The organism is Shinella sp. BE166 (genome assembly GCF_051201095.1).
Classification (GTDB): Bacteria; Pseudomonadota; Alphaproteobacteria; order Rhizobiales; family Rhizobiaceae; genus Shinella; species Shinella lacus.
Genome location: NZ_JBPEHL010000003.1, coordinates 402,187 through 417,625 on the forward strand (window position 1 = coordinate 402,187; position 15,439 = coordinate 417,625).

General features: G+C 62.9%; 13 protein-coding genes. 1 reads left to right on the forward strand and 12 read right to left on the reverse strand.

All coding sequences use genetic code 11. The annotated features are described in order from the left end of the window. Positions 1–34: 34 nt before the first annotated feature. The 8 genes from J2Y63_RS09250 to J2Y63_RS09285 all read right to left on the reverse strand — a co-directional run bounded on the left by J2Y63_RS09250 (position 35) and on the right by J2Y63_RS09285 (position 10,435). Entirely contained in the window at positions 35–2,236 is a 2,202-nt protein-coding gene (locus tag J2Y63_RS09250) for a TonB-dependent siderophore receptor (protein WP_435265829.1), read from the reverse strand. A gap of 160 nt (positions 2,237–2,396) precedes the next feature. Then, positions 2,397–3,281, reverse strand: coding sequence for a helix-turn-helix domain-containing protein (locus tag J2Y63_RS09255; protein WP_256116321.1), 885 nt, complete (start codon positions 3,279–3,281; stop codon positions 2,397–2,399). A gap of 132 nt (positions 3,282–3,413) precedes the next feature. Next, entirely contained in the window at positions 3,414–4,919 is a 1,506-nt protein-coding gene (locus tag J2Y63_RS09260) for a tripartite tricarboxylate transporter permease (RefSeq protein WP_435265830.1), read from the reverse strand. A 9-nt stretch (positions 4,920–4,928) separates the two neighbouring features. After that, entirely contained in the window at positions 4,929–5,390 is a 462-nt protein-coding gene (locus J2Y63_RS09265; RefSeq protein ID WP_256116319.1) for a tripartite tricarboxylate transporter TctB family protein, read from the reverse strand. A gap of 94 nt (positions 5,391–5,484) precedes the next feature. Next, the gene (locus tag J2Y63_RS09270; RefSeq protein ID WP_435265831.1) at positions 5,485–6,468 is read right to left on the reverse strand and encodes a tripartite tricarboxylate transporter substrate-binding protein; all 984 of its coding nucleotides are present in this window, start codon (positions 6,466–6,468) and stop codon (positions 5,485–5,487) included. Positions 6,469–6,666: 198 nt separating this feature from the next. Beyond that, the gene (locus J2Y63_RS09275; protein WP_435265832.1) at positions 6,667–8,022 is read right to left on the reverse strand and encodes a sigma-54-dependent transcriptional regulator; all 1,356 of its coding nucleotides are present in this window, start codon (positions 8,020–8,022) and stop codon (positions 6,667–6,669) included. After that, positions 8,019–9,842, reverse strand: a complete 1,824-nt coding sequence (locus J2Y63_RS09280; RefSeq protein ID WP_435265833.1) for a sensor histidine kinase — start codon at positions 9,840–9,842, stop codon at positions 8,019–8,021. Before J2Y63_RS09280 ends, J2Y63_RS09275 begins: the two co-directional genes overlap by 4 nt. Before the next feature lie 89 nt (positions 9,843–9,931). Further along, positions 9,932–10,435, reverse strand: a complete 504-nt coding sequence (locus J2Y63_RS09285; protein ID WP_435265834.1) for a heme-degrading domain-containing protein — start codon at positions 10,433–10,435, stop codon at positions 9,932–9,934. 143 nt (positions 10,436–10,578) lie between these two features. On the opposite strand from J2Y63_RS09285, the gene J2Y63_RS09290 reads away from it, so the two are divergent. Further along, positions 10,579–11,160, forward strand: coding sequence for a LysE family translocator (locus J2Y63_RS09290; RefSeq protein ID WP_435265835.1), 582 nt, complete (start codon positions 10,579–10,581; stop codon positions 11,158–11,160). A gap of 2 nt (positions 11,161–11,162) precedes the next feature. Here the strand turns inward: J2Y63_RS09290 and J2Y63_RS09295 are convergent, their stop codons facing one another. From J2Y63_RS09295 to repA, 4 genes are all read right to left on the reverse strand, one after another. Continuing rightward, complete coding sequence (locus tag J2Y63_RS09295) at positions 11,163–11,456, reverse strand: DUF6074 family protein (RefSeq protein ID WP_435265836.1); 294 nt, start codon at positions 11,454–11,456, stop codon at positions 11,163–11,165. Positions 11,457–11,550: 94 nt separating this feature from the next. Beyond that, the gene (gene repC / locus J2Y63_RS09300) at positions 11,551–12,873 is read right to left on the reverse strand and encodes a plasmid replication protein RepC (protein ID WP_435265837.1); all 1,323 of its coding nucleotides are present in this window, start codon (positions 12,871–12,873) and stop codon (positions 11,551–11,553) included. Between the two features lie 156 nt (positions 12,874–13,029). Beyond that, positions 13,030–14,055: a plasmid partitioning protein RepB gene (gene repB / locus J2Y63_RS09305; RefSeq protein WP_435265838.1), complete on the reverse strand. Its 1,026-nt coding sequence runs from the start codon at positions 14,053–14,055 to the stop codon at positions 13,030–13,032. 2 nt (positions 14,056–14,057) lie between these two features. After that, positions 14,058–15,263: a plasmid partitioning protein RepA gene (gene repA, locus J2Y63_RS09310; protein WP_435266073.1), complete on the reverse strand. Its 1,206-nt coding sequence runs from the start codon at positions 15,261–15,263 to the stop codon at positions 14,058–14,060. Positions 15,264–15,439 lie beyond the last annotated feature (176 nt).

Genomic DNA, 15,439 nt, shown 5'->3' on the forward strand with positions numbered 1-15,439 from the left:
GGCGCGCTTTTTGTCTTGTGCCCTTCGGGCAGAATCAGAACGACGTGCTTGCCTTCAGCATGAACGTGCGGCCCGCGCCATAGCCGCAGGAATTCGCGCCCTGGCAGGTCGCGACATATTCCTTGTCGAGCAGGTTGGAGACGTTCAGCGCGACGCCCCAATTGTCCTTCTCGTAGCGGATGGCCGCATCGACCAGCGTGGCCGAGGGAACCCGCAGCGTGTTCTCGCGGTCCGCCCAGGACTTGCCGATGTGGCGCACGCCCGCCGCAACGCTGACGCCCTGGAGCATATCGTCCTGGAAGGTGTAATCCGCCCAGAGCGACGCCGTGAGTTCCGGAACCTGGATCGGCGTGTTGCCGGCCGGCGTGCCGTCGAACGCGCCGCCCGTCGCCTTGGTGACTTCCAGGTCGAGATAGGTCAGTGCACCGATGATCTTTAGGCCATCCGTCACATTCGCCTGGATCGAGGTTTCGAAGCCGCGGGCTTCCACCTCGCCGATGGCAGCCGTCTCCGGAATGCCGTTGACGGTGATCGTGCTCGGCACGTTTTCACGCGTGATGTCGAAATAGGCGGCCGTGATCAGGGCATCCATGAAGTCCGGCTGGTACTTGACGCCGACTTCCCACTGCTTTGCCGTCTCCGATTTCAGCAGATCGCCGTCATTGTCGGTCGTGGTCGTCGGGTTGAACGAGGTCGAGTAGCTGACATAGGGCGTCAGGCCGTTTGCAAGCTCATAGGCGAGCGCTGCACGCCAGGTGAACTCGCCCTCGTCGCTTTCCGTGGAGTTGGCTGCGTTGATGTTGTCGTCGAGTTCGGTCTTCACGAAATCGTAGCGGGCATTGAGCGTGGCAATCCACCCGCCGCCGAACTTGATCTGGTCCTGCGCATAGAGGCCGAGCTGGTCGCGTGTCAGGTCCTGATCCAGGTACGGGGCTGCGAGCGCCGGCGGATCGTCCCCATAAACGGGGTTGAGCGGATCGAGATCCAGGTCGCCGAATCCGACGGCCTGCGCCTGGTCGATAGAATAGCGCCGGTAGTCCAGCCCAAGCAGAAGATTATGGTCGAGTGCGCCAGTCGCGAACTCGCCTTCGAGCTGGTTATCGACCGTGAAAATGCCGACATCCGTGTCATGCGCGAACCGGTAACGGGCGAGCTTCGTCGGGTCGGCCAGCGACCATCCGTTTGCGTACAGCGCGTCTTCCTTGAGCGAGACGCTGGCGTAGCGCAGGTTTTGACGGACCGTCCAGTTGTTGTCGAACGTATGCTCGAACTCATAGCCGATCATGGCCTGCGTGCGATCGTATTCATCGATGCTCTTATCGCCGTAGAACAGGTCGGTCGGAATGCGGCCAACGCCCGGCTGATCCTTGACCGTGCCGAAATAGGGCAGGAAGCCCGTGCTGGTGTGGGTCAGGTCGATGTGCTGGTACGAGCTGAGAATGGTGAGGCTGGTGTCTTCGTCAGGCTGCCAGGTCAGGCTCGGCGCGATCGTGCCGCGAAAATCGTTCGACTTGTCCGTCTCCCAGCCGCCGCCGGAAATCTTGCCGGTCAGGCGGTATTTCAGCACATCGTCACTGCCAAGCTTGTCGCTGAAATCGAGGCCGAGATAACCGTTGCCGAAGCTGTTGATGCCCGTCTCGACATAGCGCAGCGGATCATCCGTCGGGCGTTTGCTGACGAAGTTGACGAAACCGCCCGGATTGGCGCCGCCATAGAGCGCCGAGCTCGGCCCCTTGATGACTTCGATACGCTCCAGGAAGAAGGGATCGATGAGGAACGTGCCGAAACCGGTCTGGAAAAGCGAAAGCCCATCGAGGAAGACGCCGGTCTGCTCGGCCTGGAAGCCGCGGATGAAGAGCCAGTCGGTGTCGGAATCCGTACCGTAGGTGGAGGCGTTCACGCCCGCGACGTAGCGCAGGGCCTCGTCGATCTTCTGCGGGCTCTGGTCGTCGATCTGCTCGCGGCCGACGACGGAGACCGATTGCGGGATCTCGTTGAGGCCGGTCGCCGCCTTGCTGCCGGTGCGCGTGGTCTTCGCCACGACGCCGCGCACGGGCTCCACACCCGTATCGGCCGCCGCATTGGGGTCGCCCTGCTCGACCCGCACCTCTTCCAGCCGCGTCGTGCCTTCCGCGTCCTGTGCGAAGGTGGAAAGCGGCGCAAGGAGGCCAATGGCCGCTGTACCGCAAGCAAGCGCCAGCCTCAACCGCCGCTGGTTCTTCGACTTCATCACCATATGCGTGTCCCCAATCACCCGCCCGCCTGCCTGGACGGTCTTCCAAAAGATAAGATGAGTGCTTAACTCAGTTTTAATGATCGGGCTTGTCGCATTCCCCGAAAATAGAACGTTCTTGGGCAATTTTCCGGATAATGAATATTCGCCCGGCGGCTCAAGCTCAGGCGAGCTGCGCCTTCTGCCAATGGGCCGGCGTGGTGCCGAAATTCTTCCGGAAAACCCGGGTGAAATGCGCCTGGTCGGCGAAGCCGGTCTCGGCGGCGATTTCCGTCAGTGGCTGATTACCATTCAAAAGCAATTGCTTGGCACGCCTGAGCCGGGCATTCACCTGCCATTGGTGCGGCGCGACGCCGGTCGAGGCCTTGAAGGCATGGCTGAAATGGGATTGCGACAAGCCGATGAGGCTCGCAAGCTCCTCCAGCCGGATATTGCGCAAGCAGTTTTCTTCAATGAAATCGGTCGCGCGGCGCAGTTGCCAGCCGGCAAGCTTGCTGCGCTTGCGGCTCGGCGCCTTGGCGAGCTTCATCACGTCGATGATCAACGCCAGCGACAGGCCGTCGCCATAGAGGTCGTGCAGCGGCTGCGGATTGGTGCATTCGGCGGCAATGAGCTGCGCCAGCGAAAGCAGGCGGTTGTCGGAGAAGAACAGCTGCGGGGTCGCAAGCCGTTCGGGATCGAGGTCTTCCGCCAGCCGCCGGCTGATCGTCTCCACGTCGAAATGCAGATCGAGATGGCGCAGGAACTGGTGGTCGGCGAGATCCGCCCAGAGCTCGAAATCGGCGGGAATATAGGCGATCGGGCAATGCCGCCAGTCCTCGACCGTCTCCTCGCCGCGCGGCGCCAGGCGGATGCGGGATTCACCGGGGCCGCGTTTGTCGAGCAGAATGAAGAGGCGCGGGTCCCGTCCGACATAGTACCCACCGGCATTGGCGGCGCATTCAACGTCCCAGACATCGGCGACGATGCCGTTCCAATATCGGCGGCTGAGGTCGCCGACGACGGAGAAGCCTTCGATCCTGTTCTGCATGCGCGGCTGGAACGTCATCTTCCCTACCGGCTATTCCTTCTGTTTTTGGTCAAGTTTTTGTAACCCGAATCTCGCGGCGTTGCAATATCGCCAAAATGCAGGAGGGGCGGCTTGCGCCACCCCTCCCTCCCCCGCAGGTTTTTTCTTAGGTTAGTCTTCTTCTTGGAAAACCTGTTCACGCTTCTTCTTGACCGAAGGCAGGAAGACGACGAGGAGAACCGCGAGCGCAATGGCCAGCAGGACCGCGCTGATCGGGCGCGTGAAAAAGGTCGTCGGGTCACCGCGTGACAGGATCATGGCGCGGCGAAGGTTCTCTTCCAGCAGCGGGCCGAGCACGAAGCCGAGCAGCAACGGCGCCGGCTCGCAGCGCAGCTTGACCAGCAGGTAGCCGCCAAGGCCGAACATCGCGACCGCATAGAGGTCGAAGACGTTGGAGTTCACGCTGTAGACGCCGATCGAGCAGAAGGCCATGATGATCGGGAAGAGCACATAATAGGGCACCGTCAGCAGCTTTACCCACAGGCCGATCAGCGGCAGGTTCAGCACGACGAGCATCAGGTTGCCGATCCACATGGAGGCGATGATGCCCCAGAACAGCGTCGGCTGCTCCGTCGCGACATTCGGGCCGGGAACGATGCCCTGGATGATCATCGCGCCCACCATCAGCGCCATGACCGGATTGGCCGGAATGCCGAGCGTCAACAGCGGGATGAACGACGTCTGCGCGCCGGCATTGTTGGCCGATTCCGGTCCCGCAACGCCGGCAATGGCGCCGTGGCCGAACTCTTCCGGATGATCGGAAACGCGCTTTTCGACCGTGTAGGACGCAAACGCCGCAAGGATCGCCCCTCCCCCCGGCAGGATGCCGAGCGCGGAACCGATCGCCGTGCCGCGCAGCACCGGACCCACCATGCGTTTGAAGTCGTCCTTCGTCGGCCAGAGACCGCTGACCTTCGCCATCAGCACCGTGCGCGTCTTCTCGCCTTCGAGGTTGCGCAGGATTTCGGCGATGCCGAACACGCCGACCGCCACGGCCACGAAGTTCAGCCCGTCCGCATATTCCCGGATGCCCAGGGTGAAGCGCGGCGTGCCCGTATAGATATCCGTGCCCACCAGGCCGAGCAGCAGCCCGAGCGCCACCATGGCCAGCGCCTTGACGATGGAGCCGTGCGCCAGCGCGATCGAGGAGACGAGACCCACGACCATCAGCGAGAAATATTCGGCCGCGCCGAATTCCAGCGCGACGGCAGTCAACGGAATGGCGAAGACCGCGACGAGGAAGGTCGAGACCGTGCCGGCGAAGAACGAGCCGAGCGCGGCGATGGAAAGCGCCGCCCCTGCCCTGCCCTTGCGGGCCATCTGGTAGCCGTCGATCGCCGTCACGGCGGACGAGGATTCGCCCGGCATGTTGATGAGGATCGCCGTGGTGGAGCCGCCATATTGCGCGCCGTAATAGATGCCGGCAAGCATGATCAGCGAGGAGACCGGCTCCAGCTGGAAGGTGATGGGCAGCAGCATGGCGATGGTCGCCGTGGCGCCGATGCCGGGCAGCACGCCGATCAGCGTGCCGAGCAGCACGCCGATAAGGCAGAAGAACAGGTTCTCCGGCGAGGCAGCCGTCGAGAAACCGAGGGCGAGATTGCTGATAAGATCCATCGTCGCCTCCTACAGCCGGGTCCAGGGGCCGAACCGCTCGAACGGCAGGCCGAGGGCATAGCTGAACACCGCCACGGAAAAGACCGTGATGGCGATGGCGAGCAGCAGCGCCATCAGCGGCGTCATGCGGCTGGAGGCAAAAGCCGCAATAAGCGCAGTGAAGAACAGCGACGGCACGAAGCCGAGGCCGCGCACCGTGAGCCCGAAGAAGACGGGCGCGGGCAGGATGAAGAGCATGCCGCGAAGCGCCAACGGCCCCATCGGCTCGCCTTTTACCCGCGTCGCCTGCACCAGCACGACGACGCCGAGCACAGTCAGGATCGAAGCCAGAACCAGCGGAAAATAGCCAGGCCCCATGCGGAACGCCGTGCCAAGTTCAAGGTTAAGGCATTGATAAACAAAGAAGCCGCCAAGTGCGATGAAGGTCAGGCCGCATATCGCATTGGTGCTGTCGAACTCGAATTGTTTCATGGGATCCCCCTCATCCTGCGGCCGAAATGGGCCGCGCAGGCGGTCAGGGATCGTGACGGCGTTGACCGCCGTCACGATCCGATCCGCGCGAACCTCAGTCGGCGTACTGGCCGGCAGCCTCGATCACGGGCTTCCAGCGGGCGATCTCGCCTTCGAGTTTCGCCTTGAGGGCGGCCGGCGTCGCGTCGGCTTCGACGGAGGGAACCGTGCCCAGTTCGGCGAAACGGGCTATGACGTTCGGGTCCTTCAGCGCGCCCTGCAGCGACTTGGAGAGACGCTCGGTCACCTCGGCCGGCGTGCCCTTCGGCGCGTAGATGCCGTGCCAGATACCAACCTGGAAGCCGGCAAGACCAGCCTCTTCCGCCGTCGGAAGATCCGGCAGGTTGGAGAGGCGCGCCGGCGAGGTCACGGCATAGGCCTTGATTGTGCCGCCCTGGATCTGCTTCGTCGTGTTGGTGGTCTGGTCGCACATCACGTCGACCTGGCCGCCGAGCAGGTCGGTCATCGCCGGGCCGGTGCCCTTGTAGGGAACCGTGACGAACTGCGTCTGCATGGCGCTCATCAGCATCATGCCGCAGAGATGGGACGCCGCACCGATGCCGGCGTTGGCGACCGTCACCGTGTCCTTGTTGGCCTTCATATATTCGATCAGGCCCTTGAGGTCGGTCGGCTCCAGATCCTTGCGAGCGACGATCGCCATCGGCACGTCCGTGACGAGGCCGACATATTCGAAGGCGTTCAGCGTGTCATAGGCGAGCTTGCGGTAGAGCGTCGCGCTGGTTGCCATGCCGATATGGTGGAGCAGAAGCGTGTAGCCATCCGCGTCGGCGCTTGCCACACGACCGGCCCCCAGCGTGCCGCCGGCGCCGCCGACATTCTCGACGACGATCTGCTGGCCGAGATCCTTCGACATGGCTTCGGCGACGAGGCGGGTCACCGTATCGGTCGGGCCGCCGGCAGCGAAAGGCACGACCATGGTGATGGTGCGTTCCGGATAGGTCTGGCCAAGCGCAGAGGTGGCGAGCAGCGACACGGCGAATGCGGCCGAGATGCCGAACAGGGTTTTCAAGGTCTTCATCAAATCCTCCCGATGAAATGACCAGCCGACGTGGCTCCTCCCGCGCCGGTTCTGGATGGCCTAGAAGGGGCTTAGCCGGCCGAGTCGGCAAGCGGCGAGGGGGATTTACGGGCCAGTTTACGGCGGTAAACCGCGTCCGATGGGTGGGATGGGGGACAAAGCGCGGGAGCGATGGGTGGATTTCCACCCATAAGCATCTCAGAGATCGTCCTGAAAAGCCGTCGCGCTGATGTTTTTATCGAGCCCGTATTTCTGCATCTTCTCATATAACGTCTTGCGCGACACGCCGAGCTGCTCGTAAACCGGCTTGAGACTGCCCCCATGAGCCGCCAAAGCAGTGGCAATCAGCCCCCGTTCATAGGCCGCCACCTTGTCGGCCAAGCGTTGCGGACCTGTCTCCGACGAGCCATCCTCCGGCGAGGTGTCGAGCCCGAGCACCAGACGGTCAGCGGAATTGCGCAGCTCCCGCACGTTGCCGGGCCAGCTTCGGCCGGCAATTTCCGTCATAAGCTCGGGCGGAACTTCGATGTCGTTGCGGACGTAGCGCGCCGCGGCCTCTCGGACGAGCTGAAGGAAGAGCAGGGGAATATCCGCCCGTCGCTGTGCCAAGGACGGTACATGCAGCGTGGCGACGTTCAGCCGATAGAAGAGGTCCGCGCGAAAACGGCCGGCGGCGACCTCCGCCTCCAGGTCGACCTTGCTGGTCGCGACGAAGCGCACATCGAGCGGCACGGGCTCATTGGAACCGAGCCGGGTGATGACGCGCTCTTGCAGCACGCGCAGAAATTTTGCTTGCAGATCAAAGGGCATCGAGCCGATTTCATCGAGCAGGATCGTGCCGCCGCGGCCATGTTCGAACTTGCCGTAACGGGGCCGGAGCGCCCCTGGAAACGCGCCCGCCTCATGGCCGAACAGCTCGCTCTCGATGAGATTTTCCGGCAGCGCCGCGCAGTTGATGGCGATGAACGGGCGGTTTGCCCGCGCGCTGATGTCGTGCAACGCCCGCGCCACCACCTCCTTGCCGGCCCCGGTTTCGCCGATGATCAGCGTGTCGGCATCCGTCGCGCCGATTGCCCGCAGTCGATAGCGCAGATCCACCATGACCTGAGTCCGGCCCGGCAGGCGCGCCTCGATGTCGTCCCGCTTGCCGGCAACAGCACGCAGGCGACGGTTTTCCAGCACCAGGCTCCGCCGGTCCATTGCGCGGCGGATGATACCGGCGAGGTGCTGTGCCGTGAACGGCTTTTCGAGAAAGTCGTAGACGCCTGCCCGCATCGCGCTGACGGCAAGCTGCACATCTGCATGACCCGTCACCAGGATGACCGGCACTTCCGGATCCACGTCGCGAATGCGCTGAAGCAGCGTCATGCCGTCCATGCCCGGCATGCGGATATCGCTGACCACGACACCGTCGAAGGCAAAGCCGATGAGTTCGAGCACCGGTTCGGCACTGGCAAAGGTATCGACTTCCAGCCCGAATAATTCCAGCGCCTGCGCGGAGGACCGCCGCATCTCCTCCTCGTCGTCGATCAACAGAATGCGCGGCCCCGTCATTCCGCCGCCGCCCGCACGGAGGCCGCTATATCGAGCACGATGCGGAAAACTGCGCCGCCTTCCGGATGGCTCTCAACGGAGAGGTTTCCACCGAAGTCCTTGATAATATTATAGGAAATTGATAGGCCCAGGCCAAGTCCCTTGCCCACGCCTTTTGTGGTGAAGAAAGGATCGAAGATGCGCTCGGCGATCGCCGCCGGCACACCCGGGCCGTGATCCCGCACTTCGACGATCACCCTATCCTCTTCACGATGTGCGGACAGCACGATGCGTCGGTCGCCCAACCCTTCCACCGCATCGGCGGCGTTGCTGATGATATTGACCAGCACCTGTTGCAGGCGAACCGGGCCGGCTTTCACGACCAGCGTCTCTTCGCTGAGTTGCACGACGAGCTTCGCATCCGCTGCCTTCAGTCTTGGCGCGACGATTTCTAACGTGTCGGCGATCACGTCGGGGAGGGGGACGGGGCCAAGTTTCTCATTCGGCTTGCGGGCGAAATTGCGTAAGTGACGGCTTATCGACGCCATGCGGTCGATCAGGCTGGAGATGCGGCGCACATTGTCCTGTGCTTCCGGCACACGGCCGCGGTCAATCAGCAGCGCAGCGCTATCCGCATAGGTTTTTGCCGCGGCGAGCGGCTGGTTGAATTCGTGCGAAAGCGCCGCCGACATCTGGCCGAGGCCTGCGAGTTTTCCGGCCTGGATGAGATCCGCCTGGGTCTTGCGCAGCTCCTGTTCCGTGAGACGGCGCTCGGCGATTTCGAGTTCGATCTGCTCGTTGACGCGGGCGAGATCCGCCGTGCGTTCGTCGACCCGCCGTTCGAGCTCGTTGCGCGTTTCCTCCTGCAGGCGCAACCGCTCTTCGATGCGCGCGCGGCGTTGCCACAATACGGCAAGACCGAGGGTGGCAAGGCAGATGAACAGCAGGATGGCGATGAGCGCGGTGCGCGCCTGCGTTCGAACCGATGCCGTGTCGAGCAGCACGTTCACCGTCCAGTCCGCTTCCGGCATGTAATGCGACAGACGAAGATATTCCCGCGTCGTGCCTTCGCCGGCGATCCGCATCAGGTGTTGACCGTAGTAAACACTCTCGGCGACGGGCAGGGGCCGAAGCTCAGCCTCGGCATAACGCCGCGAGGCCTGGGTGCGGGCAAGGCGCGCGGCGTCGAGCGGCAGAATTCCGGAATAGAGCCATTCCAGGCTGCCGGTCATGAAGATGATACCTTCCGGATCCGCGACGAAAAGCTTGTATTCACCGCCGCGCCAGGAACTCTCGATGGAATCGATATCCACCTTGAAGACGATGACGCCGAGAATCTTGCCGTCGACATCCACGGGAGAGGAAAAATAGTAACCACGTTTCAACGAGGTCGTGCCCAGCGCATAGAACCGCGCCTGCCGGCCCGCGATGGCGTCCTGGAAATAGGGGCGGTAATCGAAATTCTGTCCGACAAAGGTGCCGGGCATTTCGTAATTGCTGGCGGCGATCGTATTGCCGTCCGGCGTCATCACATAGATGTCGGAGGACTCCAGCAGGCTATTGATTTCCTTTAGGTATTCGTTTGCTACGCGACGCAGCGCCGGATCATCTGGTGCTTGCAGCAGTGCCTCGATGTCGTCGTGATCGGCGATCAGTGCGGGCAGGGGCTCGTAGCGGCTGAGATGACCGCCAAGCGCGGCGACTGCAAGACGCAAAGCAGACCCGGCCTGTGACGACGCTTCATCCATATAGCTGCGCGTCAGCAGCGTGCCCCCTTGCAGGATGGCGAGCACGACGACGACCGGCAGGACCGCGAAGGCCAGGGCATGACGCAGCTTCACGGAACGACGGCTCCTCTCCGCTTCCTTACGGCCGGCTGGCCGCCGCCTATCCTAATCAGCCGCCCGCCTCTTTCCTAGAGGGGAGGGGGCTAGTCGGTCAGCCGGCTTTCGCCGAGGTCGACATTCAGGAACGCGGCAATCGCATCGGTGACGATGGCATGGTCGACGCGTTGCGGCACGCCGGAAACCGTGACCGCGCCGACGCAGCCGAGATCGGCGACGAAAAGCGGAAAGCCGCCGCCATGCGCGGCATAATCGGTGAGGCTGAGATTGTGTGCCTCCTGCTGCTCGCGGCCAGACAGCGCCAACCGCCGCCCGATGAGATAGGACGAATGCCAGAGCCGCAACACGGTGTTGCGCTTGCGGCGGATCCACTCAACATTGTCCGTCGACGTGCCGGGCAGGGCGCAATGGAAGAGCGGGCGATCGCGCAGCGAAATATCGATCGCCACGCCGGCACCCAAAGCCAGAGCTGTTTCGCGCACGCGATTGCCCAGCGCCCATGCGTCGTCGGGGCTGAACCGGCTGAAGCGCAGAAGCCGTTCCTGTTCTTCCAACCGCCGGATATCCTCTGCAATCGTTTCCGCCATCATGTCCCCCATCCGGATTGTCGTGATCGATCCTTATCGGGAGTCTCGTGCAAGGGGAAGGGTGTCTTCCAGTTGATGGAGATCAAGGTTGCGGGGAGGGGAAGCCATAGGGTAGGGGAGATCACATCACTATTCCCTGGGTCATCATGCCGGACAGCTTTTTCGTCTTCGCCATCCTCGCGCTGCTGCTGACACCCGGCCCGACCAACACCTTGCTGACGGTCGGGGCGGCGGCGCGCGGCTTCCTCGCCAGCCTTCCGCTGCTTTTCGGGGAACTCGCCGGTTATCTCGCCGTGGTGGTGCCACTTGCGACGATCGCGGCCGCGCTTTTGGACGGACGCCCGGCGCTTGCAATTGCCCTTCGTCTCGCCGCCGCCTGCTGGGTGCTGTTTCTGGCATTCCGGCTTTGGCGCCTGTCATCCACCCATGAGAACCGGGACGCCTCATCGCCCGTCACGATCGGCCAGGTTTTTTTGACGACCGTTCTCAACCCAAAGGCACCGATCATCGGCCTCGTCATCATGCCGCATGGCCCGCTGATGGAAATCGCGCCGGCGCTTGGACTTTTCAGTCTGCTGGTTGCGGGTGCGGGCACGAGTTTTCTCATGCTGGGCAGCCTTGTCGGGCGGGCGCCGCTTCTGTCGCCGCGCGTGGTCTACCGGGTCGCGGCCGCCTTCCTCGTGGTCTTTTCACTCGGTCTTGCCGGCAGCGCATCCGGCCTTATCTGAAATCAGATATCGTCCGGTTCGTGCTGGCGCATGAGCTCCTGCTGGACCTCGTCCTGGAACGCAAAAACGGCGGCGCGCGCCTGGTTCTCGTTCGATCCGAGCTTGCGCAATTCCTCCGCCAGTTCCCGGCAGACCTTCAGCCAGTAAAGCCGGGCATCCTCGCCATGCAAGCCGCCAAGTTCTCCGGCACAGCGGCGCACATGGGCGGTGCGGCGTTCGGCGGGAAACGGAACGACCGGTCCGGTCTCGACGGAAATGGAACGGCGGCGCGGCTGGACCGAGGCGTGAGGGGGCATTGATTCGGGCTTCCTTATCTTCCCCCCATGATTAGGAGCCCCATGGTTAACGTGCGGTTTCCGCGGTGAATTTCGCTGTGCCAACCTGCGACCCTCATCCTGCCTGCTTGGCCGGAATACCGTTCGTCCGCATCAGCGCCATCAGCATCGGCCCGAGCGAAAATTCGCCGCGCTCCGCCCTGCGGGTGAGGTCGCGCAGATAGCCACCGGCGGAATTGATATGGCCGGATCGCTCCAGGATGCAGCCGATCACGGTCGCGGCATTTTCCGGCCCGAGCACCGCGCAGGCCTGTTCATAGGCGGAAGGGCTGATCGCCAGCATCGAGCGCACCACCACCGCTGCCGTCATCAGGTCACGCCAACTCGAAATCGCACCGCCGGGACCGAAGGCCACCATTTCCGGGCAAGCCCGCAGCACAAGCCCCAGCGGATAGGGTTTTTGCGGATCCGAAGCATTCGCCGGCTGGGGGTAGACCCCCTTGACCGCCGTCGGCACGTCGACAGGCCATTGCGAATACCGGGCATCCGGTTTTTCGTCCTGCTCCATCTGCCGCGGGGTCGAACGGTCCGGTCTGGCCTCAGCTTTGCCGCCCTGCTTCGTTTCGAAGCTTGGTTCATTATCAGAAGTAGAGTCGGGTTTTGAATTCTGTTTGTGCCGCTCAGTATGGCTGGCATTGCCATCCGGTTCTTGTAAAATAATCTGCTGTTCCAGGCACTTGAGAATTTCGAGGCGCAAGGCTTCGAGTGCGGCAAGCGTCGGCGTCAGGTTTTCGGGCGTCCGCAAACGCGGCAAAGCCTGGACCTCGCGGCGGTATTCGGCTTCGTAGCGCATCCAGTCGCCGGCAAGTCCGTCTTCCAGTGCCGTCTCGATCAGCTTGGCGATATCACGTCGGACGAGCGTGACCCGCTCACGCAGACGCTGCAGCAAAACGCGCTCGGCCGTGACTGCGGCAGCGAGCTGTTCGATCTCCCCTGCCCGGGCGAGCAAGGGGGCCAGCGAGAAGCCGAAGGCCTCGCCGATCGTGCCCTGCTGGTCGCGACGCACATAACGCTTGCCGTTTGGGCTGTCGCGGCGTGTGAGCAGGCCACTTTCCACCAGTGCTGCAAGATGACGGCGCAGCGTGGTTTCGGCCATGCCGTGCGTGCGCAGCGAAAGCTGCGTGTTGGAGGGGAACACCACCAGGCCGTCGCTGCCGCTGAGCTCGGTCTTCGGGTGAAAACTCATCAGCGCGTTGAGCACCGAGAGTGCCCGGTCGCTGATGCCCAGTTTCACCCGGGCCTCGCAAAGCCAGCGATAAAGCTTCCACTTGTCGATGCTCGCCTCCGGCGAGACCGTCTTGGCTATCGCCTGGCTTGCCAACATGCCAAGCGTCATAGCCCGCCGCCCGAAGGGCGTCGTTATGCCGTCCGTCTCCATCTCTCTTCACCTTTCAACAGGCAAAAGAGACCCCATCACCGAAACCGGCGCCGAAAAGGCTTGACTGTGATTCGGGGAAGTGCGATTCTCAGGCTGCTAAACGATGAGAAGGGCTTCCGCGACGGCAACGTTGAGGGGGCCTTTTTCTTTTGCGGATCAATCTCCCGATTTCTGTTTGTTTTCAGTCCGAAACGCCTCGTAGAGACGGTCCAGGTTCTGGGTAATGTAGGCGCCGAAGGCGGGCGCTTCGGCGGCCTTCAGGGCAATCGTGTACTGGCGGCCGTTTGTCTTGATGCTGGCGCTGACCGCACCGTCCTTGCGCGACCATTCCGCCGGCGCCGGCTTGGCGGTTCCCGCGGCCTCCTTCTTCGAAAGATGGCCGCTGACAAGGTTGAAGCGATCTTCCGGCGTACGGCTCTTCACCCGTTCGCGGGCGAGAAACTCCACGGCCTTGTCCTCGTTGGACGGCTCGTCGAAACGGGTCGCAAGCTCATGCCAGCGGTCGCGGCCGATGCTCAGCGCCGGGCCGATCGCGCTGCGCACGCTCTTGGGAATGCGGTTCACCACCGACAGCATCTTCGAGACGGTCGTCTTGTCGGCACTCAGCGCCGCCATGATCGTCTCGCGGTCGAAGCCGCGCGTTTCCAGCTCTCCGGCAAAGGTCGCCCGCTCAAGGAAGGAGAGATCGGCGCGCGCGCTGTTCTCCTGGCCCTGTGCGATGACGTGGTCCCGGTCGGTGAGCGCCTTGACGACGGCGCGAACAGGACGGCCGAGCAGGCGCGCGGCGCGTGCGCGGCGGTGGCCGAAAGCGATCTGGTAGACGCCGGATTTTGCTGGATGCGGGCGCACGAGGATCGGCGAATCCTGCCCGCGCACGCGCATGGCCTCAACCAGCTCCTGGAACTGCTCGTCCGAATGGGCGAGGCGGTCGGAAATGAAGGATTCCTCGATTTCATCAGGCTCAAGCTCGATGACGATTTCGCCGGCCGTCAGCTTCGCCTCGATCTCCTTGGCAGCATCCGCCTTGGCGGCGAGCGCATCGATGCTGCGCGTCACGGCGCCGAGCGCGCCGATGCCCTTGTAGGTCACATGGTGGCGCTGTTCGTCGGGCACGGGGTTTACCGGCGTCAACTTCTCCGCGCTCGGCGACATCAGATTGGAAAGAACGTTCTTGCGCGCCATGATCAACGCCCCCATGCCTTGTGGATCAGTTCGACGATTTCCGCGTTCACCGCCTCCATGGATTCCAGCGCTCGGTCATAGGTGGCACGCGTGAACTGGCTCCGGTCGACCTCATAGAGCGTCTGGTTGGTGAGCGCGGCATCCGCAATGGCGACGCTGCGCACCATGGGACTGGTGAGAACATGCTGCTTGAACAGCGAGCGCATGAAGGCGACCATCTGCGTCTGCGGGCCATCCGCCGGATCATAGCGGGTAACCAGATACCGCAGCCAGTCGAGGTTCATGTTGCCGCCGGCACTTTTCAGCGTGTTCAGCACCTCGCCCAGCATCTGCAGGAACTGGCACATCGACATAACGTCGAGCATCTGCGGATGCACGGTGATGAGCACCGCGGTCGCGCCGCAGATCGCGCTCATCGTCAGAAAGCCGAGCTGCGGCGGGCAGTCGATCACCACCACGTCGTAATCGTCGGCGACGGAGGAGAGCGCCTCGTCAAGCCGCGCGAAGAAGATCCGGCCGTAATCGCTCCGGTCGCCCTGCGCCAGAACGCGCGGCGTGTCGTGCTCGAACTCCATGAGTTCGAGATTGCCGGGCACGATGTCGAGACCGGGGAAATTGGTCTTGCGGATGATTTCTTTCAGCGGCCGACGCTGGTCGTCGTAGCGGATGGCGCCGTAGAGCGTCTCGTTCTCGTTGACGTCGAATTCCGGCTGAAAACCATGCACCGCTGAAAGGCTCGCCTGCGGGTCGAGATCGACCGCGAGCACCCGGTGGCCGGTGAGCGCCAGGTGCTGGGCAAGATGGGCCGTCGTCGTCGTCTTGCCGGAGCCGCCCTTGAAGTTCACCACGGCGATGACCTGGAGATGGTCGGTGCCCCGCCGGCGCGGCACGTAACGCTGGCCGCCGCGGCCGTTTTGCTCCAGATATTCCCGCATTTCCTGCAATTGCTCGGCCGAGTAGGAACGGCGGCCGGAGGGCGTCACCTGCGGCAATGGCCCCTTGGATTCCAGCGAAAGATTGCGCAGGTAGCCACTGGTGACCCCGAGAAAATGCGCCGCCTCGCTCAGCTGGAACTGGCGCAGGCTCTTCTGGGCAACAGGCGGAAACATCTCCAGCCGATGCTGCTTCAGCTTGTCTGACAGTTCATGCGCCTGCCCGATGATCAGCTGATCGACCTCGGAAATTGCCTGTCCGAACATTGCGGCCATATTCATGTCGAGAATCTCAAAATGCGATTTCAAGCCCACCTTGGGGTTTAAACCGCATTTAGAACCGATTCTGAATCGAGGGCAAGGCAATAATGGTTAACGCACCGCGCTCGACCGGCGCTGGTACGTCCATGAATGAGACTTTAGCGTATTGACCATCGCACGCCTATCGGCAT

Bases quoted from the DNA above. Each gene is read 5' to 3' on its own strand.
- J2Y63_RS09290 (WP_435265835.1), top strand. From the start codon at position 10,579: ATGCCGGACAGCTTTTTCGTCTTCGCCATCCTCGCGCTGCTGCTGACA.
- J2Y63_RS09260 (WP_435265830.1), bottom strand. From the start codon at position 4,919: ATGGATCTTATCAGCAATCTCGCCCTCGGTTTCTCGACGGCTGCCTCG.
- J2Y63_RS09295 (WP_435265836.1), bottom strand. From the start codon at position 11,456: ATGCCCCCTCACGCCTCGGTCCAGCCGCGCCGCCGTTCCATTTCCGTC.
- repB (WP_435265838.1), bottom strand. From the start codon at position 14,055: ATGGCGCGCAAGAACGTTCTTTCCAATCTGATGTCGCCGAGCGCGGAG.
- J2Y63_RS09275 (WP_435265832.1), bottom strand. From the start codon at position 8,022: ATGACGGGGCCGCGCATTCTGTTGATCGACGACGAGGAGGAGATGCGG.
- J2Y63_RS09265 (WP_256116319.1), bottom strand. From the start codon at position 5,390: ATGAAACAATTCGAGTTCGACAGCACCAATGCGATATGCGGCCTGACC.
- repC (WP_435265837.1), bottom strand. From the start codon at position 12,873: ATGGAGACGGACGGCATAACGACGCCCTTCGGGCGGCGGGCTATGACG.
- J2Y63_RS09285 (WP_435265834.1), bottom strand. From the start codon at position 10,435: ATGATGGCGGAAACGATTGCAGAGGATATCCGGCGGTTGGAAGAACAG.
- repA (WP_435266073.1), bottom strand. From the start codon at position 15,263: ATGGCCGCAATGTTCGGACAGGCAATTTCCGAGGTCGATCAGCTGATC.
- J2Y63_RS09250 (WP_435265829.1), bottom strand. From the start codon at position 2,236: ATGGTGATGAAGTCGAAGAACCAGCGGCGGTTGAGGCTGGCGCTTGCT.
- J2Y63_RS09270 (WP_435265831.1), bottom strand. From the start codon at position 6,468: ATGAAGACCTTGAAAACCCTGTTCGGCATCTCGGCCGCATTCGCCGTG.
- J2Y63_RS09255 (WP_256116321.1), bottom strand. From the start codon at position 3,281: ATGACGTTCCAGCCGCGCATGCAGAACAGGATCGAAGGCTTCTCCGTC.